Here is a 24480-nt window from a genome sequence, read left to right on the forward strand (position 1 = left end):
CTGGACCTCGACGTCATGGTGGTCTTCGGCCCAGTCATCGCCGATCAGCAGCAACTCGTCCTCCTGGTCAGGAACTTCGCTTCCTCTGCAGCCTGCGGAAGGCGCGGCACGCGGCCTAATGGATCCAGTGCTCACGCCCCATGGGGCAGGCACGCCACCCCATCAACGGTCTGGCCTCCCGGCCGACCAGCAGGGGCACGGTCTGACCACAGAAGTCGGATGCTTCCGGCGAAGAAAGTGCTCACCTGCTGGCGGCTACGGCACCGAGTCTCACCGACCCGGCAAGTCCCATTAGGCGTAGGTGTCGTTCTCCTCCCGGGCCTTGACCGCGGCGTCGGCGAGGTCGTCGAGGAGGTCGCGCAGGGCGGCGACGGTCGGCTCGTCCGTGAGCCTGCCGTCGTTGATCTTCCGGGTGGCGATCGGGATGCGGAGGTCCTGCGGGATCACCTGGGCCCCCATCACGGTGAGGGTCTGCGACACCCAGGCCCGGGCGTTGTCGCCGCCGGTGATCGCGGTGGACGCGCTGACCAGGGCCACCGGCTTCGCCGCGATCTCGCCGCCGCCGACCATCCACTCCAGCGCGTTCTTCAGCACGCCGGAGGTGCCGTGCGCATACTCGGGGGTCACGATGAGCACCCCGTCGCACGCGCCGACCGCGGCGCGCAGGTCTGCCACGATGCCGGGCAGCGCCGTCTGCTCGACGTCGGCGTTGAAGAAGGGCAGGCGGCCCAGGTCCGGCCAGACGACGAGTTCCCGCGGGGCGACGGTCATGTCCACCGCGGTGCGCAGCACGGACGCGTTGAACGACCCGGAGCGCAGACTTCCGCACAGGCCGAGAATCTTCACGCCGATCAGCCTACGTTCCTGAAGGTCACCGGGAGGGAGGAAAGGGCCCGGGAGACGGTGGACGGACGGTAGGACGGCTCACCGTCCAGGGCCAGGCCGGGCAGTTTCGCGAACACCAGGGGAACGGCGATGCGCGCCTCCAGGCGGGCCAGCGGCGCCCCCAGGCAGTGGTGGATGCCGTGGCCGAAGGCCAGGTGCGAGCGCTCGCCGCGGGTGACGTCGAACGACTCCCCGCCCGGGTAGCGGTCCGGGTCCCGGTCGGCCGCGGCCACGCTCAGCGCCACCGCCTCGCCCGCCGGGATGGTGACGTCCCCGACCGCGACCGGCTTGCGGGTGAAGCGCCAGAGGGCGTTCTGGATGGGGCCGTCCCAGCGCAGCACCTCCTCCACCGCGTCCGCCCACCGCCCGGGCTCCCGCTGGAGCAGGGCGAGTTGACCGGGGTGGCGCAGCAGCGCCAGGACCGTGCTGCCGAGCAGGTTGACGGTGGTCTCGTGGCCGGCGGAGAGCAGCAGCGCCAGCATCGAGACGAGTTCGTTTTCGCTGAGCCGGTCGTCCTCGTCGCGGGCGCTGACGAGCGCCGAGGTCAGGTCGTCGCCGGCCTCGGTGCGCTTGCGCGCCACGAGGGTGCGCAGGGTGTCGTGGACCTCCTGGAAGGCGGCCATGGCCGCGTCCCGGCTGTCCTCGTCGTTGCTCATCACCGCTTCCACGGCGTGCCGCAGCCGCTCCCCGTCCTCGGCGGGCACGTCCAGCAGTTGCCGGACGACCTCCATCGGCAGCAGCGCGGCGAACTCGGTAGTGAGGTCGGCGCGGCCGGAGTCCTCGCCCCGCCGCCGCAGCAGGCCGTCGAGCAGGCCGGTCGCGGTCGCCTCGATGCCCGGGGCGAGGGCCTCGATGCGGCGCGGCGTGAAGGCCTTGGAGATCAGGGCCTTCAGCCGGGTGTGGCGGGGCGGGTCCGAGACCAGCATGTGGTCGCCCATCCCGATCACTACGTCACCGGTGATCGGGACACGCTGCTCCTGGAAGGCCGTCCAGGTGCCGGCCATGTCCTTGGAGTAGGAGTCGTTGTCGAGGAAGGCGCGGCGGCAGTCGTCGTACGAGGTGAGCAGCCAGGCCTCGACGCCGCCGGGCAGGGTCACCCGGTGCGCCCGGCCCTCCTCGCGCAGCCCGGCGTACGCCGCGTAGGGGTCGGCGACGAACTCGGGGGTGAACAGGGCGTCGGCGGCGTGCGGACAAGCGGTCATGAACGGTCCATTCGTCAGGCGGGGGTCGGCGCGGGCGGGGTCACCAGGTGACGGGGAGTTCACGGACGCCGTAGAGCACCATGTCGTGGCGGAACGGCAGTTCGTCGAGGGGGCGGGTCGGGCGCAGCCCGGGCAGCCGCCGGAGCAGGCCGCCGAAGACCTCGGTGAGTTCGACGCGGGCGAGCGTCGCTCCGACGCACTTGTGGAAGCCGTGGCCGAAGGCGAGGTGCTTGCTGTTGTTCACGCGGTGGATGTCGAACCTGTCGGCGTCCTCGAAGACGTCCTGGTCGCGGTTGGCGGCGTTCAGCATCACCAGGACGCCGTCCCCGGCCCGGATCTGCTGACCGCCGACGAGCACGTCCTCGGTGACGCCGCGGGGCAGCCCCGCGTGGTTGATGGACAGGTACCGCAGCATCTCCTCGACCGCGCCCGGCAGCAGCGCGTCGTCGTGCCGCAACGCCTCAAGCTGATCGGGGTGTTCGAAGAGGGTGACCGTGCCGATGCCGATCATCTGGGCCATGGTGTCGTAGCCGCCGAGCAGCAGCAGGGCGGCCATGCCGACGAGTTCCTCGTGGGTGAGGCCGCCGTCGGCGGACCGGGCGACCATACGGCCGAACAGGTCCTCGGACGGCTCCTTCTCCTTGGCGGTGACCAGCCGGTCGAAGTAGCCCATCAGCTCGCCTGCCGCCTGCACCGCCTGCTCGGGGGTGCTGGAACGGTCCAGGACGGTGTCGGTGAGCGACACGAACAGCACGTGGTCCTCGAAGGGGACGCCGAGGATCTCGCAGATCGTCATGGCGGCCATGGGCAGCGCGAACTCCCGGACCAGGTCGCCCGACGCGCGGTCGTCGGCGGTCATGCGGTCGACCAGGTCGTCGAGGATGCGGCGCATCGTGGGCCGCAGCGCTTCCATCTGGTTGATCAGGAACTCGCGGGTCACGGTACGGCGCAGCCGTCCGTGGTCCGGCGGGTCGGCCTGCATGAAGAACCCCGGCGGCGGGGGCACGTCCCCGGTGACGTAGGTGGGGAATCCTGGCGTACGGGGATCCGAGCTGAAGGCGCGGTCGGTCAGCACGGCCCGTACGTCCTCGTGGCGGGTGACGACCCAGGCGGTGTCCCCGCGGGGCGTACGCACCTGGAAGACCGGGCGTTCGGCGCTGAGCGCGCGGTACTGGGGCGGGGGGTCGAGCGGATGCTCACGCGGCATCGGGAAGTCGGGCAGGACGGCGGTCATCGCGGCTACTCCTGGCGTGGTGGCGGGATGTGCGGGGGCGGGCGGTTCAGCGGCGGTTCAGCGCGCGGCGATCAGCGGCACAAGGGCCTCGGCCAGCGGGGCGAGGGAGGTGTTGTCCCACATGATCGTCGGCTCCACCTCGATGCCGTAGTGGTCCTCGATCTCGGCGGAGAGACCGAACAGGTACACCGAGTCCAGGCCGTAGTCGCTGAGCGGGACGCCGGGGTCGATCTCCGCCGCCTGGCGGCCGGTCTGGGCCGCCACCCGGCCGCGGAGCCATTCGACGACCTCGGCGGCGGCCGACTGCGAGGTCTCGGTGGTGAGTTCTGACACGGTTCCTCCTGGGGACGGTTCAGGCCCCGGTGGGGCGGCAGTCGAGGTCGAAGGTGAGGCCGGCGTCGAGGCGCCGGAGGAGTTCGGCGTGCAGCGGTTCGGCGAGACGGCGCGGCAGGGGCTCGCGGTGGTGGTCCAGGTGGGCGCCGAGCCGGTGCAGCAGGGCGAGCGGGACGGCCGGGTCCGCGGCGCCGGGGGCGGTCTCCTCCGGGCGGCACCACCAGGTGTTCAGGCACGCCGACGCGGCCAGGACACCGGTCCAGCGCGTGGCCAGACCGAAGGCGTACGGGGGCGCGTCGGGCCCGATGAGGGCGGGGGCGAGGCCGGCCGCCTCGTCGGCCAGCGCCGTCAGCTCCGCGCACCAGGCGCGGCCGGCGGGGGCGAGCGGGTCGTCCGCGTCCGCGGCCCCGGCGGCGGTGACGAGCGAGCGGGCCAGCGGGTCGCGCCCGCCGGCCGAGACCGCGAGGTCGTCGAAGGACAGCGCGGGCAGCGGCCGGTCGGCGCGGAAGGTGTCCACGGGCAGCGCGGCGGCGGTACCGGACCGCCAGCCGCGGCGCGCGGTGAGCGGCAGTTGCGGGAGCAGCGCGGACAGGCAGGAGACCCGGGAGGCGTGCCCGAAGGCCGACGGCTGTACGTCGCGCAGCAGCTTCTGGAAGAGCGGCTGTTCGCCGTCGCGCAGGTAGAACTGCGAGCCGAGCAGCTCCGACAGGCGGCTCACGGCGCGGATCAGGACCGTCGGCACGAGGGCCTTGACGGCGCTCGCGCAGACGCCCGCCTGGGCCGGCGCGGTGTGCGCGGCCCGGGCGGCGACCATGGTGAAGGTGTCCGTCAGCAGCAGGTCGGCGAAGACCTCCGTCAGGACCGACCGGGACAGCGGCAGATCCGCCGCACGGGCACCGTAGAGGGCGCGTCCGCGGCTGCCGCGCAGGGCGGTGCGCAGGGCGGTGTCGAGCAGGCCGATCGTCATGCCGGGCAGGGCGATGCGGGTGAGCTGGAACGAGCGCAGGGCGGTCTCCACGCCCTGCCCCGGGTGCCCGACGACGCTGCCGTCGGGCACCGGGCAGTCGGTGAACTCGACGCCGCCGAGCTGCACGCCGCGCATGCCCACGGTGGCGAACCGGTCCAGGTGCCTCACGGCGCCGGCGGGCAGGTCCCCGGCGTCCAGCAGCAACTGGGAGTGGCTGCGACCGCCCTGGGCCGGGTCGGTACGGGCGAAGAGCACCATGGTCTCGGCCCGCCGCAGGTTGGCCACGACCTCCTTGCGCCCGTTCAGGCGCAGCCGCCCGTCGGGTCCCGGCAGGGCGGTGAGGCCGGCCCGGGTGAGGTCGTTGCCGTGGTCGAGCTCGTGGTACGCGCAGGCCGCCCGGGCGCCGGACAGCAGCCGCCGGGCGAGGAAGGCGCGCTGCCCGGCGCCGCCGGCCGTCCACACGTTGACGGCGGCCATGAAGGAGCCGGCGCCGTAGCCGAGGCCCAGGCACGGGTCGCGCCGGTAGACGGCCCGCATGACGCGGACGAGGTCGTCGAGGCGGGCGAGGCGGCCACCCAGCTCGACGGGGACGAAGTGGGCGTTCAGCCCGTACGCGGTCAGCAGCTCCTCGCCGGCCCGGAGCATCTCGCCGCGTTCGTCGGCGGCCAGGACCGCGGCGCGGCCGGCCGGGTTCCCCGGGTCGCCGGCGTCCGCGAAGAGCTTCTCCAGGCGGTCGGCGTCCTCGCCGCCTGCCGGCCCGGCCGCCGGCCGCGGTACGGGCTCGCCCGCCGTGTTCGCCGGGGTCATGCGATCAGCTCCCTCGCCGGCCCGGCGAGCACCGCCACCGCCGGCTCGTACGCCTCCTGCGGTGCCTCGTGGCCCGGCCGCAGGAGTTCCAGGGCCCGTTCGAGGGCGGCGGTCAGGAGGGTGACGCGCCGCTGGTCCCCGGGGTCCGCGAGCAGGAGGTGGGCAGCCGCGGCGCCCGCGTAGCACCGTTCGTAGCGGCGGGCGGTCTCGAATGCCTCGGGGGGCGCGTCGCGGCCGGCCGGCCGCAGGGCCGCCATGGCGTCCGCGACCGCCGCTGTCTCCTCGGTCAGCGCACCGGCCAGGTCGTGGACCCGCCCCGGCACGGTGCCGGCGGCGGCGAGCGCGGCGATCCGGCCGGCGACGGCGGGCAGCGCCTGCACCACGCTGCAGCCGGTACGGCTCACCAGCCGCAGTGCCCCGAAGTCCAGCGGCGGGACCGGCCCGGCCGAGACGGCGGCAGCGAGCCCCGCGCCGTCGTGCCCGCCGCCGCGTATCCGCCGGGCGAGCACGGGGAACTGGCCGATCAGCGCGGCGCGGTTCACCGCGGTGCTGCCGTCGAAGACGGCCACCACCCGGTGGTCGCGCTCCAGCTTCTGGAAGCGGCCGTGCTCGTGGTGCCCGGTCAGGAAGCCGCGGGCGCCGAGGAGTTCGGCGAGGTCGTCGACCGCGAGCTGGACGATGTCCGGCACGCCGGCCTTGACGACCGCCGACACCACGCTCATCTCCCCGGTCAGGCAGTGCGCGGAGCGCGCCGCCAGCAGCGAGGCGGCGTCGGCGAGCGCGAGCGAGGCCGCGGCCCGCCCGAGCACCCGGCGGGCCAGCGGGAGCCGCAGCAGGGTGGTGCCGTACAGGGCGCGCCCGGCCGCGAACCCGTGGGCCAGCCGCAGCGCGTGCTCACCGGCGCCCAGCGACAGCGAGGTGCACACGGTCCTGGTCAGTTGGAGGGAGCGCAGCACGACGTCCAGGCCCTCGCCGGCCCGGCCGGTCAAGGCGTCTTCGGGGACGTACGCGCCCTCGAAGCGGACGCCGCTGATGTCAGCGCCCCGGATGCCGTGCGTGGGCTCCTTGGGCAGGGGCCGCCAACTGCCCGGCGCCAGCGCTTCCTTGTCGATGAGGAACACGCTGAACCCGCGCGGCCCGCCCGCGGGCGCCGTACGGGCCAGCACCGAGACGAACCGGCCGCGGGTGGCGTTGTTGACCGGCCACTTGGCGCCGTCGAGCCGCCAGCCCCCGTCCGGCGCCTGCTCGGCCGTCAGCTCGCCGGCCAGCAGGTCGCTGCCGTGGCCGGGCTCGGTCAGCCCCCAGGACACCACCTCGCCGTCCAGGACCCGGGCGGCGAGGTCCCGCCGCTGGCCGTCCCGGCCGGCCACCCAGGTCGGCACCGAGCCCAGGAAAGTCTTGCCGTGCGCGACGGCGACGGTCACATCCCGGCGGGCCACCGTGCGCAGCGCCGCGATCAGCTCCGGCAGGCCGCCGGGTGCGCCGCCCAGTCCGGCCGGCACGTAGGCGCGGGCGATGCCGCAGGCGTCGAGGACCGCGGCGGCCTCGGCGGGGAACTCCTCCCGGGCGTCGAGCCGGGCGCTCGCCGCCGGGTGGAACGGCCCGTCGGCGGCAGCGTCCATGGCGGTCTCCAGGAGGCCCGGCAGGCCGGCGGGCCAGTCCGCCGCGCCGCCGCTCACGCGCCCTCCCGGCGCACCAGCGCGCCCACCGCCGCCTCCAGGTGGGCGTGGACGGGGGTGAGGGCGCCGTCGAGGAACAGCCGCCGCATCTCGGCGCGCTGCACTTTGCCGCTGGTCGTCTTGCGGACGGACCCGGGCCTGAGCAGGACCAGGCCGGCCGTGCGCACCCCGAACTCCTGGTAGACCGTGGTGCGCATGTCCCGGGCCAGCTCCTGGTACTGCTCGTCGGTGAACCGGCCGCGGACCTCGTGCAGGACGACGACCTCCTCCTGCGGTACGGACACGGTGAACGCGGTGCCGGCCAGCGTGGCGAGCGCGGGGTGCCGCAGCCGCAGTGCGTGCTCGATGTCCTGCGGGTAGAGGTTGCGGCCGTGCACGATCAGCAGGTCCTTGCTGCGCCCGGTCACGTAGATCTCACCGTCCTGCAGGGCGCCCAGGTCGCCCGTGCGCAGGAACGGACCCGCGCCGTCCGCGGTGCGGGCGCCGAAGGTCTCCTCGGTGGCGTCCGGGCGGCCCCAGTAACCCGTGGCCACGCTGGGACCGCGCAGCCATATCTCGCCCGTGGTGCCGTCGGGCAGCACCGTGCCGGCCTCGTCCACGATCCGTACGTCGAAGTCCGGTACGTTCCCGCAGCCCACCAGCTCGCGGACACCGCCGCCGGGCAGCGGGGGCTGCAGGACGTGTTTCTCCAGGGCTTCGGAGTCGACGGCGGTGATCCGGGGCCGCCGGCCGGCCAGGCCGGACACGTACACGGTCGCCTCGGCCATCCCGTAGCAGGGCGCGAGGGCCTCGGCGCGGAACCCGGCGGCGGCGAAGCGGTCGGCGAAGTCGCGCACGGTGGACGGCTGGATCGGCTCCGAGCCGTTGGCCGCGAACCGCCACCGGGACAGGTCGAGCTGTTCGAGCTGGGCGTCGGTCACCCGGCGCACACACAGCTCGTAGGCGAAGTCCGGCGCGGCGGAGTACCCGACGTCGTAGCGGTCGATGAGGCTGAGCCACTGGTGGGGGCGTTTGAGGAACGCCATCGGCGACATCAGTGCACAACTGCTGCCGAGGAACAGGCTGGGCAGCAACTGCCCCATCAGGCCCATGTCGTGGTACAGCGGGATCCACCCGCCGAAGTTGGTCTTCTCGGTCAGCCCGAGGGCGCGGCGCAGGCTGTCGGCATTGTGCAGCAGGTTTCCGTGGTCGACCATGACGCCCTTGGGGTCGCCGGTGGACCCGGAGGTGTACTGGAGCATGACCAGGTCGCGGGGGCCGGCCGCGGGGGCGCGCCAGCGGCCGGCGGCGCCGAAGTCCGCGCCGTCGCTGGCCGCCACGGTGAAGTCGAGGCCCTCGGCGTCGATCCAGCGGCGCGCCTCGTCAAGCTGCCCGGTGTCGGTGAGCGCCACGCTCACCCCGGCGTCCAGCGCGATGCCGGTGACCCGGCGCTGCTGGTACTGGAACTGCCCGGGCATCGGCGAGGGGACCGCGACGGTGCCCGCGTACAGGCAGCCCAGGAAGGCGGTGACGAAGGGCAGGCCCGGCGGGTGCAGCAGCAGGACCCGGTCGCCTGGCGCGCAGCGCTCCTGGAGCCAGGAGGCCACGCGGCGGGCCTCCGCGTCGAGTGCCGCGTAGTCGAGGGTGCGGGCGCCGTCGGCCGCGTCGTGGTCGTGGACGAAGGTGACCGCGGTCCGGCCGGGCCGTTCGCCGGCGTGGCGGCGCAGCAGGTGGACGGCGCTGGGCTCGTCCGGCAGCAGGGGTCCGGTCACGGGGCTGTCCTCTCCGCGGTCCTCTCCGCACGCGCGGGCAGGAAGCAGGTGGCTTCGAAGTGGTCGAGGTAGCGGCCGACGAGTTCGCGCCCGGGCGGCAGGCAGGCGATGCCCGAGCCCGCCAGCGCCGCCCGCAGGTTGGCGGTGTCGAAGACGGGCCGGCTGCCCCGGTAGCCCAGGTCCTCGGCCGGCTGGTCGGAGCCGAACAGGGGCAGGAAGCGGGCGAGTTCGTTCTCCTCGCCGCGTTCGACGGCCCGGGTCAGTGCGGCGTACCAGTCGGCGTACGGGAGTCTGCGCAGCGGGTATCCGCACTCGTCGAGCAGGCCGACCAGCCGGTCCCAGGCGAGCGGACGGCCGCCCGGCAGGTTGAAGGCGGTGCCGTGGCCCTGTCCGCCGAGGGCGATGTGCGCGACCGCCGCGGCGCAGTAGTCGACCGGGGTCATCTCCAGGAACACGTCGAACTCCAGGGCCGCGCCGAGCTGGACGCAGCCCTTGAGGGTGGCGTTGAGGAACGTGTCCTCGGCGCAGGCGCCGGTGGTCTGAGCGCCGGTGATCTGGCCGGGCCGGTAGACGCAGGTGGGCAGGCCCCGTTCGTGGGCCTGTGCCATCATGCGGTCGCCGACCCACTTGGTCTGCCGGTATCCGCCCACCACGCCCTCGGGGCCGGTCGCCGCGTCCTCCGGCCAGTGGTGCTCTCCGGGGCGGCCGGGGTACACCGCGAGCGAGGAGATGTAGTGCACCGGCTTGATGCGGTGCCGGGCGGCGAGCCGCAGCACCTCCTGGGTGCCGAGCACGTTGACCGGCTTGAGCCGCCGGTAGGGCAGCGCGTAGCTGGACCAGGCGCCGTTGTGGACGATCATCTGCACGTCGCGGGCGAGGCGCCGGTACGTACCGTGGCCGAGGCCGAAGTACGGGCGGGCGAGGTCGCCGGGCACCCCGGTGAACCGGCTCTCGTCGCCGTGCCGCCACACCCCGTACCGCTCCATCGCCGCCCGGACCCGCCCCGCCGCCTGCCCGGGCGTGTCCGCGCGCACCAGGACGTACAGGTGGGCGCCGGACCGGTCGAGCAGCTCGCGCATCAGGAACGCCCCGGTGTATCCGGTGCCGCCGGTGAGCAGGACGGTGGTGTACGGCGCCGGGGCCGGCGGGGCGGCGTCGTCCGCCGGGGCGATGCCGGCGGGCAGGACGGCCTCCGCCGCCAGGTCCGTACCGGAGATCGACCGTGGGTGCCGGCCGCTGTCCGCGGCGGGCGCCGGGCCGTCCTGGGCGCCGATGTGGCGGGCGAGACGTCCCAGCGTCGGGTGGTCGAACAGGCCGCGCAGGCTCACCTGGAGCCCGGTCGCCGCGCGCAGCCGGGCCGCCATCTGGGCCGCCGCGAGGGAGTCGCCGCCGAGCTCGAAGAAGTTGTCCTTCAGGCCGACGCGGCCGACGCCGAGCAGATCGGCCCAGATGCCGGCGAGCCGGATCTCCAGGGGCGTCTGCGGCGCCACGTAGGCGGTGCCGGCGCTCTCGCCGTCGGACGGTGCGGGCAGCCGGCCGCGGTCCACCTTGCCGTTGGGCAGCTTGGGCAGCTCGGGCAGGACGACGAAACGGGACGGGACCATCGCCTCCGGCAACTGGTCGGCGGCGAACTCCCGCAGCCGGGTGCGGAAGGCGGCCCAGGCCGTCTGCGCCAGCGGGTCATTGGCCAGGGGCGGGGTGGGTGCGTTCACGGTCCCTGCTCCTTCCTCGGCGGCCGGTCCGCCGGCTCGGATGCGGTCCGTCGCGGTGCCTGCCGCGCCTTGGTCCGGGGCTCGGTCCGGGGCTCGAAGACGACGTCGAACTCCCCGGTGCCGCCGGGCCGCGACGGCAGCAGCCGGACGGTACGGCCGTGCCGGCCGGCCAGCTCCGCGAGGTCCTCGGGGTCGACGCCCTGGTCGGCCGAGAAATCCCACAGCGCACGCTCCAGCCCCCACGCGGTCTGGTCCTGCGCCTGCCCGCCGCGCAGCAGGGACAGCGCGGCGAGGGGGCGTACCAGGCGCCCGTCGGGCAGGCCGGTGACGGTCAGGGCCCGGTCCGCGGCCGTGCCCTCCAGCAGTTCCGTGAGGGCACCGGGGCCCGGCAGGTCCGTCCACGGCAGCCGTTTGCCGTCGGCGTCGCCCGGGGCCCGGCGGGGGCCGTACAGCGTCACGTCCCAGCGGAAGCGGGTCAGCTCGTTGGCGTGGCGGCCCCGCTTGAGCTCGATGCGCAGGCCGAGCCCGGCGGCAGCGGCGAAGTCCTCGAAGAAGCCGGGCGTCAGGCACAGTTCGCGTTCCTCGGCCAGGGCGCGGGCCGAGGCGGCGGCCACTTCCCGGGCCGGCGTCAGCGGCGGTGCCAGGCGAAGCTGGGTGTCCGCGTGGAAGGCGGGCAGCAGCGCCAGGTCCCGGACGTCGCCGACGAAGACGGCGCCCTCGGGGCCGGCGACGCGGACCGCCTCGCTGAGGACGCGGCGCAGGTAGTCCGGGCCGGGGAAGTACTGGACGACGGAGTTGAACAGCACCAGGTCGGCGCCGGCGTCCGGCAGTTCGGCCAGGAGCGTGGCCTCGGCCTGGCGCAGGGTGACGTGCCCGGGCAGCGCCCCGTCCCGGGCGACCGAAGCGGTCGCGGCGGCCAGGGCCGCGGGGGAGAGGTCGAGCCCCAGGTACGAGCCGGCGCCGGGAGCGAGCCGGCGCAGGTACAGGCCGACGCCGACGCCGACGTCCACGATCCTGGCCCCGCCGGTCCCGTCCGCCCCGCCGATCCGGCGGATGCGGTCGACGGTGTGCCCGAGCCATTCCCGCATCTCGTGCACGGGGATGGGCCGCTTGGTGTAGCTGCTCAGCCAGCCGGCGAAGTCCCGCGCGTCCTCCGTACCGGAGCCGGAGTCGGAGCCGGCGGCGGGGTCCGGGGGGCCGGCGGGGCGCTGCGCGGCCGGGCCGCCGTCGTCGCCGGCCGCGCCGTCCGTGCCGGTGGCACCGCCGGTGCCGGCCGCGCCGTCCGTGCCGGGGCTGTACGCGCCCTCCCACACGTCCCGCCAGCGGTCGACGTGCGCGCGCTCGCCGTCGCTGTCCCCGGTACGGACCGCCGGCGCCACATACGCGACGAGTTCCGCCCCGCCGCCCGCGTGCTGCGCGGCGACGACGGCGACCGAGGCGGCCTCCGGATGGCGGGACAGGACGCTCTCCACCTCGTCGGGCTCCACCCGGTGCCCGAGGATCTTCACCTGGCGGTCGATCCGGCCGAGGAACTCCAGCAGCCCGTCGGCCCGCCACCGCACCCGGTCCCCGGTGCGGTACCAGCGGCCCTGTGCCGTCGCGACGAACCGCTCGGCGGTCAGCCCGGGCCGGTCCAGGTACCCTTCCGCGACGCCGTCGCCGCCGATCCACAGCTCGCCGGCGACGCCGACGGGAGCATCGCGGCCGTCCCCGGCGACGACCCGTACGGTCGTGTTGGCGATCGGCCGGCCGATCGGCAGGGCGGCGGCGTGGACGTCCCGTTCGCGGTCGAGTTCGTGGACCGTCGACCAGATGGTCGTCTCGGTCGGGCCGTACATGTTGAACACCCGCACCGAGGGCAGCGCCGTCAGCAGCCGCCGCGCCAGCCCCGAGGGGAACGCCTCGCCGCCCACCAGCAGGGCCCGCAGCGGCAGCAGCGCGTCGAGCGCCGCCGGTTCGGCCGCCACCGCCGCGAGGAACGACGGGGTCGCCTGCACCAGGGTGACGGCGTGGCGGCCGAGAAGGTCCCGCAGGGAGTCCTCGCCGTCGGCGGGGGTGAGCCGCTCGATCATCCGCTCGCCGCCCACGACGACGGTCGCGCCCCGGGTCAGCGGCCACAGCAGTTCGAGCACGGAGATGTCGAACGAGATGCTGGTGAGCGCGAGGACGACGTCCTCGCCGCCGAGCCCGATCCGCCGGTCCATCCCGGTGAAGAAGTTGGTGACGTTGCGGTGCAGCAGCACCGTCCCCTTGGGACGGCCGGTCGAGCCGGAGGTGTAGATGACGTACACCGGATCGTGAGCGCGGGGGCCGTCGTCCAGCGGCACGGCGGGCCGCGCGGCGATGAGTTCCGCGTCCAGATCGAGCCGTACGACGGTGCCCGCGGCCGGGTCCCGGGCCCCGCCGCCCTCGGTGACCAGGCCGTCCAGGGCGGCGTCGGCGGCGATGTAGCGGAGCCGGTCGGCGGGGAACCCCGGGTCCATGGGGACGTATGCGGCGCCCGTGCGGGCGATGGCGAGCAGGGTGACGACGAGGTCGGCCGAGCGCCGTACGCTCACACCGATCCGGCTGCCGCGCCGGGCGCCGCCCGCCCGCAGGTGGTGGGCGAGCCGGGCGGCGCGCTCGCCGAGTTCGGCGTAGCTGAGGCGGTCACGGCCGTCGACGAGCGCGGTGGCCCGCGGGGCGGCGGCGATCTGCCGGTCGATCAGCCCGCTGACGGTGGCGCCGGTGTCATAGGGCACCGCGGTGTCGTTCCAGCCGTCCAGCAGGGCCCGTTCGGCCGTGCCGCGCAGCTCCGCGACCGGGGGCGCGGCGGGGCCGGCGGCGAGCGCGTCCAGAGCCCGCCGGTAGTAACCGGCCAGGCGGTCGCAGAAGCCGGGGTCCAGCAGGGAGGTGTCGCAGTCCAGCCAGAGCCGCAGCCGGCCGCCGGCCGGGTCGACCAGGAAGTTCACGGCGAGCGGGAAGTTGGTCTCGGCGATGCCGAAGCCGTCCTGGATCGCCGAGTCGGAGCCCCACCGCTGGTGGAAGTCCATGAAGTTGACGTACGAGTCCAGCGCAAGGTCCGGGTGGTCGCGCAGGATGCGGGCGTACGGGTAGCGGCGGTGCGGCAGCGTGCGCTGCTCGTGCGCGTGGACCCGGTGCGCCAGGTCGAGCCAGGATCCGCCGGACACGGTCAGCCGCAGCGGCAGCGTGTTGAGGAACACGCCGATCGCCCGGTCCCCGCCGTCGTCCTCCAGCCGGCCGTGGGCGACGACGCCGGTGAGGATCTCGTCGCCGGGCGCCACCGCGTGCAGCACGACGGCGTGGGCGGCGGCCAGCAGGGACTTCACGGGGAGCCCGGCGGCCCGTGCCGCCTCGGCGATGCGGACCCCGGTCGCCTGCTCCAGCGGCACGTCGAACCGCCGGTGCCGGGCGCCGGCCGGGCGGCCCGCGGTGCGGGTGGGCAGCGGCGCCGGCTGGGCCCCCGTCAGTTCCTCCGCCCAGAAGGCGCGGTGCTCCGGCTGCTCCGCCGCCCGCCGTTCCGCGGCGACGAACTCCCGGAAGGTGGCGGGGACCTCGGGCAGGAACAGGTCTTCGTCGGAGAGTGCGGACCGGTAGCGGGCGACGATCTCGTCGAGCATCGCCGCGTCGCTCCAGCCGTCCAGCACCACATGGTGTTCGACCACGCCGAGCTGGAACGAACCCTCGTCCAGCGGGTGGGCGGTGAACGCCAGCAACGGGGCCGCGGTCAGGTCGAAGTCATGATGCTTGGCCGCGTCGGCCCACTCGGCGAGCCGGGCGTCGCGTTCCCCGGCGCCGGCGCCGCGCAGCGCCCCGTCGACGGTGAGGGGGACCCGTACGTCACGGTGCACGAGCTGGAGCGGTTCGCCGAAGCCCGTGAGGTGGAAGGAGCTGCGCAGCGCCGGGTGGCGCCGGACCGTGGCGTCCAGCGCGGCGCGCAGGGGCCGCTCGTCGAAGGGCAGCCCGACGCGGATGCTGGTGACCACCCGGTAGACGGACGAGTTCTCCTCGTACGCGGCGTGGAACACCATGCCGGACTGCATGCTGCTGAGCGGGTGGGCGTCGTCCAGGCCCTCGGGCAGCCGGTTCCGGTCGGCCGCGGACAGCAGCGAGAAGGGCCGGGTGCCCGGTGCGGCCGGGGTGTGCGGCCGGGTGCGGCGGGCCAGGGCGCGTACGGTCGGCGCGTCGTACAGGTCCGGCAGGTCGAAGGTGTGCCCGGCGTGTTCCAGGGCGCTCCGCAGCCGGATGCTGAGCAGGGAATCGCCGCCGAGGGCGAAGAAGGACGTGCCGACGTCGACGTGTGAGGTGCCGAGCACCGCCGCGAAGGCGTCGTGGACCCGCTGTTCGCTCTCGTCGCGCGGGCCGGCGGCGTCCGCCGCCGCGGGTGAACCGGTGGAGCCGGGGGACGGGCCGGGGGCGGGAAGCGCGCGCCGGTCCACCTTGCCGTTGGGTGACAGGGGCAGGGCGTCGAGCAGCACGATCGAGGACGGCACCATGTACTCGGGCAGCCGCGCGGCCAGGGACGCCGTCAGTGCCTCCGCATCGGTACCGGGTGCCACGGCGTGGGCGAGCAGCCGATGCTGCCCGTCGGCCTGCCGGGGGGCGGTGACGACGGCCTGTTCGACCCCGGGCAGGGCCAGCAGCACCGACTCGACCTCACCCGGTTCGATGCGGAAGCCGCGGATCTTCACCTGGTGGTCGGTCCGGCCGCGGTACTCGACCGTGCCGTCCTCGCGCAGCACGGCCAGGTCGCCGGTGCGGTAGAGCACTCCGCCGCCCGGCGTGTACGGGTCGTCGATGAAGCGCTCCGCGGTCTGCCCGGGCCGGTTGAGGTAGCCGGCGGCGACCTGGACGCCGCCGATGTGGAGCTCTCCGGGTACGCCGAACGGCAGTGGTTCGCCGCCCGGGTCGAGGACGTACAGGCTGGTGTTGGCGACGGCGCGGCCGATCGGCACCGGGCCCTGCGCGTGCCGCTCGGTGCATCTGAGGTGGGTGACGTCGATGGCGGCCTCGGTCGGCCCGTAGAGGTTGAAGAGGCCGGGGGCGCCGGCCGGGGGCCCGTACACGGCGAAGAACCGGGCCACGGTCTCCGGCCGCAGCGCCTCGCCGCTGCACACCACGCGGCGCAGTCCCGGCAGTCCGGCGGCCCCGGGCTCGGCCAGGAAGAGGTCGAGCATCGGCGGCACGAAGTGCAGGGTGGTCACACCGTGGTCCCGTACGGCGGCGGCGACGGCCCGGGGGTCGCGGTGGGCGCCGGGGGCGAGCAGGTGCAGCCGGGCGCCGGCGAGCAGGGGCCAGAAGAACTCCCAGACCGACACGTCGAAGGTGAACGGCGTCTTCTGCAGGACGCATTCGCCGGTTTCGAGGGCGTACTCCTCCTGCATCCACAGCAGGCGGTTGACCACGGCGCGGTGCGGTACGGGGACGCCCTTGGGGGTGCCGGTCGAGCCCGACGTGTAGATGACGTACGCGATGTCGGCGGGGCTGCCGGCGGGCAGCGGGCCGCCGGCGGCGGGCAGGGCGGGCAGCACCTCGTCGACGGCGACGACCCGTGCACCGGTCCCGGCCGCTGGTTCGGCGAGCCGTGCGGTGGTCAGGACGGTGGTGACGGCCGCATCGTCGATCTGGAAGGCGACGCGCTCCGCGGGCAGTTGGGGGTCTAGCGGCAGATAGGCCCCGCCGGCCATGAGGATCGCGAGCAGGGAGACGACCAGGTGCACCGAGCGCTCCTGGTACACGCCGACGACCGTTCCCGGTGCCACGTCGCACTCGGTGAGGTGGTGGGCCAGCCGGCGGGCGTGGCCGGCCAGTTCACGGTAGGTCAGCGTCGTGGTGCCGTCGGTCGCGGCCACGGCGTCGGGGGTGCGGCGGGCCTGGGCCTCGACCAGCTCGTGCAGCCGGGTGTCCAGGGGGTAGTCGCGTCGGTACGGGGCGCCCGCGGCGAGTACGGCGCGCCGCTCGTCGTCGTCCGTCAACGGCAGCCGGCCCACCGGCAGGTCCGGGTCGGCGAGCGCCGCGCGCAGCAGGGTCAGCAGCCGGCGGCTGTGGGCGGCGGGGGCGCCGGGCGGGTGCCGCTCGGGGCTGGCGTCGGCATTCAGCCGCACCCGGGTGCCGCGGGCGTCGGAGAAGACGTCGAAGCGCAGGTCGTCGACCGGGCCGGAGGACAGGTGGTGCGCGGTGCTCGGCACGTCCCCGAAGAAGACCTCGGCGTCGAAGGTGACCACGTTGACGGTGGTGCCGGCGAGCTGCTCGCGGCGTCCTTCGGGGAACAGCTCCCGGTGCAGCCACTCGCCGCGGAAGCGCTGGTGGCGCAGGGCGAGACCGAGTTCCCGCGACACCTCGGCGGCCAGCTCGGCGAAGGAGGCGGAGCGGGGCACGGCGGCGCGTACGGGCAGTTCGTTCGCGAACATCGCCGGGGTGCTGAGAGCCGCGCTGCTGGGGCGGGCGGGCAGCGGCACCCGCAGCAGGGTCTCCTCGCTGCCGGTCAGCCTGGCCTGGTAGGCGGCCACGGCCGCCACGAACAGCGTGGAGGTACGGGCCCCCAGCCGCCGGGCGGCGCCCCGCAGCAGTGCGGTGTCGGCGGGCGCGAGATCGGTGGTACGGCGCAGCAGCCCGCCCCCGCCCCCGCTGCCGGTGTGCCGGTCGCCCAGGCTCACCGGGGCGGGGCGGTCCGCGAACCGGTCGAGCCAGTAGGCGCGGTCGCGTGCGAAGGCGGGCGTGTCCGCGTAGGCGGCGTCTGCGGCGAGAAGGTCGCGCAGCGGCAGGGGACGCGCAGCAGGTGGACCGGCGCCCGCGGTGAGCGCGGTGTACACCGCGGCGATGCGCCGGACATGGACCGTGTGGCCGAGTCCGTCCATGACCACGTGGTGGTAGCGCAGGTACAGCAGCCAGCTTTCCGCCGACTCCCGGATGAGCACATGCCGGACCAGCGGTCCTGCCGTCAGCTCCACCGGCCGGGAGAGATCGGCGCGCATCCAGTCCTCGGCCGCGGCCCGGGGGCCCTCCGCGGCCGACAGGTCGAGCACCTCCAAGGGGCTGTCGCCGGCCGGGGGCAGCACGGTCTGCCCGGGACCGCCGTCGTCCGCCAGCCGCACACGCAGCGCCTCGGCCTCGCCGACTGCGACCGCGACCGCCCGGCCGAGCCGCCCGGCGTCGACAGGGCCGTGGATCTCCAGATAGCTGGCGCAGTTGTAGCGCGGGTTCGCCGGGCTCAGCCGCTGTGCGGCCCACACGCCTGACTGTGCGGCAGTCAATGGAAGCATGCCGATCGTGACTCTTCCCCCGTAGTAATTGCGCTGAGGCCGGATTAGCCCACACCTCGGGCTGTCCAAAGCTGTCAAAAGATCCGCGAGTTATCCACTACTTGTTCGAGTAGTTGACGAACGGGACGGGGCTGGGGTAGGCCGCTGTATCGGGTGTGGAATCCGTCCCGACCTCGGGAATCAGGTCCGTACGTGACACCCGGTCAGTTAATGTCGGTCGCCGCACCAGGCGTTCAGGGGGAGACATGAAGCTGCACGGCCGCGTTCCTGAACTGCGCGTCATGCGGGAACGGTTGCATCGGATGCGACATGAGCAGAGTGGTCTGATTCTGCTCAACGGCCCGAAGGGCTACGGGAAGACCGTTTTGGTGGATCAAATTGCGGCCACCGCACGGCGGGCGGGCTTCGATGTCGTGAACGGCCGTATAACGCAGCACAAGAAATTGCTATTGGCCGCCTCTTTCAAGCCGGGCTCAAGTGATTCTCCGGCGTTTTCCGGTACGGCCCGTCCTGGCGTCGCCCCGCCCGGTCCTGACCTGCTGGAAGAAGCCCTCGGCGCGGTGCTGCCGGCGCCCGGCCGGGCCGCGGCCCGGCCCGCGCTCGTCGCCCTGGACGACGTGTCCTGGGACGATCCCCTGGTCCAGGCCGCGCTGCGCGGGCTGCCCGCCGCGTCGCCGGGCCGTCCGGTGCTGTGGCTGCTGTCGGGCACCGGAGGCCCCGACCCGTACGCGCCGATCCGGCACCCGGACGCGGTCGCCCTCGTACTCGGACCGCTGGACGGCCCGGACGCGCTGCGGATGGCGGCGGACCGGCTCGGCGGAGCGCCGGACGAATCGATCCGGCGCCTGGTCGCGGCCTGCGGCGGGCACCCCGCGCTGCTGGCGGCTGTGCTTGACGAACTGGTCGGCGGCGCCGGCTACCGGGTCTGCGGCCGGGGCGCCGCCCTGGTGCCCGCGGCGCTTCCGCCGCGGGTGGTGACCGCTCTGCTCCGCGCGGACCCCCGGCTGTCCCGCCCGGCCCTGGACCTCCTCAAGGAGGTCGCCGCCCGGCGGCTCCCGCCGCGGATGAACGAGCTGATGCGCCTCCCGGACAGCCAGGCGGTCTGCGCGCTGACCTCCGCGCGGGAGGCGACCCAGGCCGGCGTGCTCGTCCTCGACGGCGACCGGCTGCGCTTCGGCCACCCGCTGCTCCGGCAGGCCGCCGAGTTGCTGCGGCACGATCGGCCGGCAGAGGCGGGCGGACTGCTGAGCCCCACCGAGGAGGTCATCACGCGGCTGGTCGCCGCAGGTCTGACAAACCGTCAGATAGCGTCCCGTATCAAGCTGTCACCGCACACCGTCAACTTCCACCTCCGGAAGATCTTCCAGAAGCTCGGCGTCTCCTCGCGCGTCGAACTGGCGGGGATCCGTCTCCACCAGCCCGGCCCGTCCGACGCCGACGTCACACCCCCCGCCCACGAGAGCAGGCCCGCACATGCAGGATGACAAGACGGTCGCCGTCACCGACCCCGTCACCGACCCCGTCACCGGCCGGAGCGAGACGGCGGACACCCCCGCGGACGCCACCGGCGGCGGTCCGCCGCCGCTGCCGCCCGCCCAGGTCAGGGCCATGCTCCTGGTCGCGATGGCCGCCACGTTCATGGCGATGATGGACTCCTACATCGTCAATGTCGCCATCCCGTCCATCCGCACCGACCTCGGCGCCTCGGTCTCCGCCGCCGAGATGACCGTCGGCGGCTACATCCTGGTCTACGGGCTGTTCCTGGTCACCGGCGGTCGCCTCGGCGACATCGTGGGCTACAAGCGGATGTTCCTCGCCGGCCTCGGGCTGTTCACCGTCGCCTCGCTGTGCTGCGGTGTCGCGCCCAGCCCCGAGACCCTCATAGCCTTCCGCTGCTTCCAGGGCTTCGCGGCGGCCCTGTTCTTTCCGCAGATCCTCTCCCTCATCCAGACCTCCTTCGAGGGGACCCGGCGCGACCGGGCCCTCGCCCTGTTCGGCGTCACCATCGGACTGGCCGCGATCACCGGCCAGTTGATCGGCGGTGTCCTGGTCCACCTGGACCTCTTCGGCTGGGGCTGGCGGCCGGTCTTCCTGGTCAACCTGCCGCTGGGCCTGGCCGCCATCGCCGGCGCCGCGCTGACCATGCCCGGGGTCCGCAGCGCTCAGCGGCCCCGGCTGGACCTGCCGGGCGTCGGCCTGCTCACGCTGGCCCTGCTGCTGCTCTCCTTCCCGCTGGCCGAGGGCCGTGCGGCCGGCTGGCCCCTGTGGAGCTACGCGATGCTGGTGGCGTCCGTGCCGTGCTTCGCCGCGTTCGGCTGGTGGCAGCGCCGGCTGTCCGCCAGCGGCGGCCAGCCCCTGATCAGCCCGCCCCTGCTGCGGCTGCGCGCCTACCGCTCCGGCAACGCGCTGTTCTTCGCGTTCTTCGCCTGCAACGCCGGGCTGTTCTTCGTCCTCGCCGTACAGTTGCAGAGCGGCCTCGGCTACTCGGCCCTGGAGTCCGGCCTGCTGTTCGCCCCGCTCGGCATCGCGTTCACGGCCACCTCCATGGCCCTGCCCCGGATCATGCCGCGGCTCGGCCTGCACGTCCTGACCGCCGGATACGGCCTCAACGCACTCGGCTACCTGCTCCTGCTGCTCACCACGCTGGCCGTCGGCGACTCGCTGTCCGGCCCGGTCCTGATCCCCGCCCTCGTCATCATCGGGGTGGGACAGGGCCTGGGCGTCAGCCCGCTGCTCGGCGCCGCGCTCACCGGAGTGCCGCCGCGGGAGGCCGGCAGCGCGGCGGGCGTGCTGGAGACCGTGGGCCAGCTCGGCATGTCCCTCGGCATCACGCTGGTGGGCCTGCTCTACTTCAGCACCCTCGGCGACGGGACGTCACAGCACGAGTACGTGCACGCGTTCACCGTGACGCTGGTGCTGAACCTGGCGCTGTCCCTGCTCGCCCTGGCGTTCGTGCCCCCGCTGCGCAAGACCGCGGCTGCGGCCCAGGCGGGCGGTTGAGACGCCGTGTCCCGCCGTCCCGCTGTCCCGCCCTCCCGCCGGACAGAGCCCTGCGGGTCGGCGGACGGCTCAGCGCAGCGGGCAGGTGTGGAGGAGATCACCGGACGCGGGGCGCGGCACGTCCGTCGTGGGCGGCGGTGCCGTGCCGTCCTCCACCCAGGCGGTGAGCGCGCGGAACGCGGTACGGAAGCAGGGAAGCAGGGGCCGCAGCCGGTCCGGGTAGGTGTCGTGGAGGCTGTCGACGTGGGTACCGCCGGCCACGCGGTACGTGCGGTGCAGGCCGGCACGGCCCTCGTCCGCGACCATCTCCGCGTAGACGTCGGAGTCCGTGGCGATCGGCAGCAGCGCGTCCATGGTGCCGTGCAGGGTGAGCATCGGCCTGCCGATCCGCCCCGTCAGTGAGATCCGCTCGACCGCGCGGTGCACTGCGGCGGGGCGGGTGGCGTAGTCGTACGCGGCGTCCGAGGCGCAGGGCGCGAGGATCTCCGCGGTGGTGTCTCCCGCGGAGGCGCCGGGGCAGGCCGGGTCGTAGCCGGGGTCGACCTCGGCGCGGTAGATCTTCTGCGTCAGGCCCCAGTAGGCCGCCTCGTGGTACGGCCACAGGAACTCGGTGCCGGGTGCGAACCCGACGGCGTACATGTCCTCGTCCCCCGCCGTGCCCGTCTGCCGGGCCACGGCGGTGGGCAGGTAGGTCAGCAGGCTGGGCCCGTCCGCGGTCCACAGCGTGCCCTCCCAGTCGACGCCGCCGTCGTACAGGTGCGGATGGCGTTCCAACTGCCAGCGGGTGAGGTAGCCGCCGTTGGAGACGCCCGCCATGTACGTGCGCTCCGGCGCGGTGCCGTAGCGGCCCGCGACCACGGCCTTGGCGGCGCGGGTGAGCTGGGTCGTACGGCGGTGCCACTCGCCCACGGCGTCGCCTGGCCGGCGGCCGTCGCGGTAGAAGTCGGCGCCGGTGTTGCCCTTGTCGGTGGCGGCGAAGGCGTAGCCCTGATCCAGCACCCAGTCGGATATCAGCTCGTCGAGCGCGTACTGCTCGCGCACGCCGGGTGCCCCGGTCACGACGAGCCCTCCGTTCCAGCGCTCGGGCAGCCGGATCACGAATTGCGCGTCATGGTTCCAGCCGTGCGTGGTGTTGGTGCGGGAGGTGTCGGGAAAGTAGCCGTCGATCTGCATGCCCGGCACACCCGACGGGTGTGAAGTGCCCGCGGCGGAGAGGCCCGCGTAGTCGGCGGGGTCGGTGTACGGTGTGCCCGCGAGCGCGGCCGTCGTCAGGTCCGGCAGGCAGACGGTGCGCTGATGCGCGGCGCCGGGGACGGCAAGGCGGTGTGGGCTGCCGCAGTGGGAGGGCGCGTCCGCCGTGGCGGCCGGTCCCGTAAGAGCGGTGCCGAGCAAGGCGGTCGCGACCAGCGCAAGAACCGGGCTGCGGCGCATGGCATCCCTTTCCGTCGGCGGCTTCACCGCGTCAGGCACCCCGTACCGGGCACCGGTCCCCGACGCTAGACGCACGCCTTGGCCGTGCCAGTGGAGGCGGCCCACACTCTTGGGGGCTCCGGCCTGTGGCCGCACGCCGCTGACGCTGGGCGCGGCAGCAGGTCGTACCACGTCACAAACGACGTTGCGCCGGACCATCCCCACCGGCACCGCCGTCTCCTGACCGTATGCCGGCACGGCGGTTGCGCTCTTCCGTCACCGGCGGGGGAGCGCCTGTGACCGGGAGGAACTCCTCCCGATCACGGGCTGGTTCTCCGCTGCCGTACGTACCGCGGTGTCAACTCACCTCGCGGGTTCGGTCACCGTACGTCCACGCGAGGGCTGGCCAGCGTGGTGTTGTTGGCGAGCGCCAGCAGCCGGTCCCGGGTGCCGTTGAACTTGTCGCGGTCGACCGGGCTGATGCCGCCGATGTTCCCCGAGTCCGTGCACTGCCAGACGGTGCAGAAGGGGAAGCCGGACGGGATGGCGGGGCTGCCGGTGGTCCAGTGGGCGACCCACAGCGGCGACTTGTCGCTCATACCGCTCCAGCCGCAGGTCTGCCTGCGCGGGGACATCGGGTGGTTGCGCAGAGCGGTGGAACGCCTGGTGTCTCAGGCGCCGTGGTTCCCCGCCGGGCCGTATCGGGCGAGCATGGTCAGCACCGCTTGGTCGACCGCGTTGGTGATGGCGGTGTCGTCGGGCTCCCAGCGTGCGAGCAGCATCCGCGGCCAGAACACGTAGTTGGAGATCATCCCGAGGAATTGGGTGGCCGCCGTTTCCGCATCGTCGAGCCGGGCTGTACCAGCGGTGTTCTCCGCTGCCAGGTAGCGGCGGACCGATTCGAAGTAGGGCATCTTGCCGAGCTTGAACTGGGTCTCGCCGAGCTCGGGGAAGCGCGGTACCTCGGCGATGACGATGCGGAAGAGGGCGGCCATGCCGGGCTGGGTGAGAAGGGCCGCGTATCGGCGTCCGAGGGTCTCAAGCCCTGTCCGGAGGTTCCCCGGCTCGGGGAGGGGTGCCTCCCCGTCGTCGACCTTCCAGTATTCGGTGACGATCGCCTCGAACAGGGCCGCCTTGGTGGTGAACTGCTTGAACAGAGTCGCCCTCGACACTCCGGCCGCCTCGGCGATGCGGGCCAGCGAGGTGCCGTCGTAGCCGGAGTCGAGGAACAGCTTCGTGGCTGCCTCGATGATGGACGTCCGCTTCTGCGCTGCCACGCGACGGTGGTACTCCGAAGGCTGTGCCGTCATGCCCTCCAGTATGACCCCTACCACGAGGTGAGTCACTTGACTCACCTCTAATTCGGCCCTTACCTTGAGAGAGGAGGTGAGTCACTCGGCTCACCATGAGCGCAAGCCTGGAAGGAAGCAGCATGGGACGCTTCGAGGGCCAGACCGTCATCGTCACCGGCGGCAGCGGGGGCATGGGCAGCAGCCATGTGAAGGGCTACCACGCCGAGGGGGCGAACGTCGTCATCGCCGGCCTCGACGACCACGCCGGCCGCGATCTCGCTGCTCAGCTCGGTCATCGGGCTCTGTCCGTTCGCCTGGATGTCGCCAGCGAGGACGACTGGGCGGCGGCGGTGCGAGAAGTCGAAGGCCACTTCGGGCCGGCCACCATCCTGGTGAACAACGCGGGCGTCCAGAACCCGGCGGCCCCTATCGAGCACACCGAACTCCGCACCTGGGAGCACACCTTCAGCGTCAACGTCACCGGCCAGTTCCTCGGCATCAGGGCCGTGGCTCCGTCGATGCGCAGGGGCGGTGGCGGAACCATCGTCAACATCGCCTCGACCATGGCCCACGTCGGCACGGCCTTCTACGCCCCCTACACCGCCAGCAAGTGGGCCGTGCGCGGGCTGACCAAGACGGCCGCGCTGGAGCTGGGCCGGGACAACATCCGGGTCAACTCCATCCACCCCGGCGTCGTCTCCACACCACTGATCAACGAACCCACCGTCGCCGGCCAGCCGGCCATCGCCGACTTCTACTCGCCCGACCCCTTCGCCATCCCCCGCCTCGCCGAACCCTCTGACATCACCCGTCTGTTGCTCTTCATCACCTCCCGCGACGCATCTTTCGCCACGGGCTCGGAATTCGTCCTGGACGGGGGCCTGCTGCTCGGCCCTGCACTCCAACCCGAAGCCGACATCGCAGCTTGAGCCGGCATCGCAGTACG

Annotated in this window: 14 protein-coding genes and 1 pseudogene; 3 read left to right on the forward strand and 12 right to left on the reverse strand. The window is 73.8% G+C overall.

From position 1 onward, the window contains the following. Nucleotides 1-291 precede the first annotated feature (291 nt). From B124_RS24370 to B124_RS24410, 9 genes are read right to left on the reverse strand one after another with little or no spacing between them, the layout of a single operon-like run. On the reverse strand, nucleotides 292-846 hold the full coding sequence (locus tag B124_RS24370; protein ID WP_496505080.1) for an NADPH-dependent FMN reductase: 555 nt from the start codon (nucleotides 844-846) through the stop codon (nucleotides 292-294). Between the two features lie 5 nt (nucleotides 847-851). Beyond that, nucleotides 852-2087: a cytochrome P450 family protein gene (locus B124_RS24375; protein ID WP_496505081.1), complete on the reverse strand. Its 1236-nt coding sequence runs from the start codon at nucleotides 2085-2087 to the stop codon at nucleotides 852-854. Between the two features lie 40 nt (nucleotides 2088-2127). Then, nucleotides 2128-3321 (reverse strand): cytochrome P450, encoded by a 1194-nt coding sequence (locus B124_RS24380; protein WP_496505082.1) that lies wholly within the window; start codon nucleotides 3319-3321, stop codon nucleotides 2128-2130. Between the two features lie 57 nt (nucleotides 3322-3378). Beyond that, nucleotides 3379-3654, reverse strand: coding sequence for an acyl carrier protein (locus tag B124_RS24385; RefSeq protein ID WP_496505083.1), 276 nt, complete (start codon nucleotides 3652-3654; stop codon nucleotides 3379-3381). Nucleotides 3655-3673: 19 nt separating this feature from the next. Next, nucleotides 3674-5428, reverse strand: a complete 1755-nt coding sequence (locus tag B124_RS24390; RefSeq protein WP_496505084.1) for an acyl-CoA dehydrogenase family protein — start codon at nucleotides 5426-5428, stop codon at nucleotides 3674-3676. Then, on the reverse strand, nucleotides 5425-7107 hold the full coding sequence (locus B124_RS24395) for an acyl-CoA dehydrogenase family protein (RefSeq protein WP_496505085.1): 1683 nt from the start codon (nucleotides 7105-7107) through the stop codon (nucleotides 5425-5427). The genes B124_RS24390 and B124_RS24395 overlap by 4 nt, the downstream gene beginning before the upstream one ends. Continuing rightward, on the reverse strand, nucleotides 7104-8858 hold the full coding sequence (locus tag B124_RS24400; protein ID WP_496505086.1) for a fatty acyl-AMP ligase: 1755 nt from the start codon (nucleotides 8856-8858) through the stop codon (nucleotides 7104-7106). The genes B124_RS24395 and B124_RS24400 overlap by 4 nt, the downstream gene beginning before the upstream one ends. Then, the gene (locus B124_RS24405) at nucleotides 8855-10570 is read right to left on the reverse strand and encodes a thioester reductase domain-containing protein (RefSeq protein WP_496505087.1); all 1716 of its coding nucleotides are present in this window, start codon (nucleotides 10568-10570) and stop codon (nucleotides 8855-8857) included. Before B124_RS24405 ends, B124_RS24400 begins: the two co-directional genes overlap by 4 nt. After that, entirely contained in the window at nucleotides 10567-17823 is a 7257-nt protein-coding gene (locus B124_RS24410) for an amino acid adenylation domain-containing protein (RefSeq protein WP_496505088.1), read from the reverse strand. The genes B124_RS24405 and B124_RS24410 overlap by 4 nt, the downstream gene beginning before the upstream one ends. Before the next feature lie 254 nt (nucleotides 17824-18077). Between B124_RS24410 and B124_RS24415 the strand changes: the two genes are divergently transcribed. Together B124_RS24415 and B124_RS24420 are read left to right on the forward strand one after the other, a co-directional pair. Next, nucleotides 18078-19316, forward strand: coding sequence for a helix-turn-helix transcriptional regulator (locus B124_RS24415; protein WP_496505089.1), 1239 nt, complete (start codon nucleotides 18078-18080; stop codon nucleotides 19314-19316). Next, nucleotides 19306-20832, forward strand: coding sequence for an MFS transporter (locus tag B124_RS24420; RefSeq protein WP_496505090.1), 1527 nt, complete (start codon nucleotides 19306-19308; stop codon nucleotides 20830-20832). The genes B124_RS24415 and B124_RS24420 overlap by 11 nt, the downstream gene beginning before the upstream one ends. A gap of 69 nt (nucleotides 20833-20901) precedes the next feature. Here B124_RS24420 and B124_RS24425 read toward each other — a convergent pair whose 3' ends face one another. The 3 genes and pseudogenes from B124_RS24425 to B124_RS24435 form a co-directional block, all read right to left on the reverse strand. Beyond that, entirely contained in the window at nucleotides 20902-22263 is a 1362-nt protein-coding gene (locus B124_RS24425) for a tannase/feruloyl esterase family alpha/beta hydrolase (RefSeq protein WP_496505091.1), read from the reverse strand. 359 nt (nucleotides 22264-22622) lie between these two features. Beyond that, nucleotides 22623-22859 (reverse strand): annotated as a pseudogene (locus B124_RS24430) (lysozyme); the annotation flags it as partial. A gap of 54 nt (nucleotides 22860-22913) precedes the next feature. Next, nucleotides 22914-23552 carry a TetR/AcrR family transcriptional regulator gene (locus tag B124_RS24435; protein WP_496505092.1) on the reverse strand — a complete coding sequence of 213 codons (639 nt, stop codon included), beginning with the start codon at nucleotides 23550-23552 and terminating at the stop codon, nucleotides 22914-22916. Nucleotides 23553-23674: 122 nt separating this feature from the next. On the opposite strand from B124_RS24435, the gene B124_RS24440 reads away from it, so the two are divergent. Then, complete coding sequence (locus B124_RS24440; RefSeq protein WP_496505093.1) at nucleotides 23675-24463, forward strand: SDR family oxidoreductase; 789 nt, start codon at nucleotides 23675-23677, stop codon at nucleotides 24461-24463. Nucleotides 24464-24480: the final 17 nt, after the last annotated feature.

Source organism: Streptomyces sp. CNP082, assembly GCF_059570535.1.

Coding starts and splice junctions, on each gene's coding strand:
- B124_RS24375 (WP_496505081.1), bottom strand. CDS start 2,087: ATGACCGCTTGTCCGCACGCCGCCGACGCCCTGTTCACCCCCGAGTTC.
- B124_RS24380 (WP_496505082.1), bottom strand. CDS start 3,321: ATGACCGCCGTCCTGCCCGACTTCCCGATGCCGCGTGAGCATCCGCTC.
- B124_RS24390 (WP_496505084.1), bottom strand. CDS start 5,428: ATGACCCCGGCGAACACGGCGGGCGAGCCCGTACCGCGGCCGGCGGCC.
- B124_RS24415 (WP_496505089.1), top strand. CDS start 18,078: ATGAAGCTGCACGGCCGCGTTCCTGAACTGCGCGTCATGCGGGAACGG.
- B124_RS24420 (WP_496505090.1), top strand. CDS start 19,306: ATGCAGGATGACAAGACGGTCGCCGTCACCGACCCCGTCACCGACCCC.
- B124_RS24425 (WP_496505091.1), bottom strand. CDS start 22,263: ATGCGCCGCAGCCCGGTTCTTGCGCTGGTCGCGACCGCCTTGCTCGGC.
- B124_RS24435 (WP_496505092.1), bottom strand. CDS start 23,552: ATGACGGCACAGCCTTCGGAGTACCACCGTCGCGTGGCAGCGCAGAAG.
- B124_RS24440 (WP_496505093.1), top strand. CDS start 23,675: ATGGGACGCTTCGAGGGCCAGACCGTCATCGTCACCGGCGGCAGCGGG.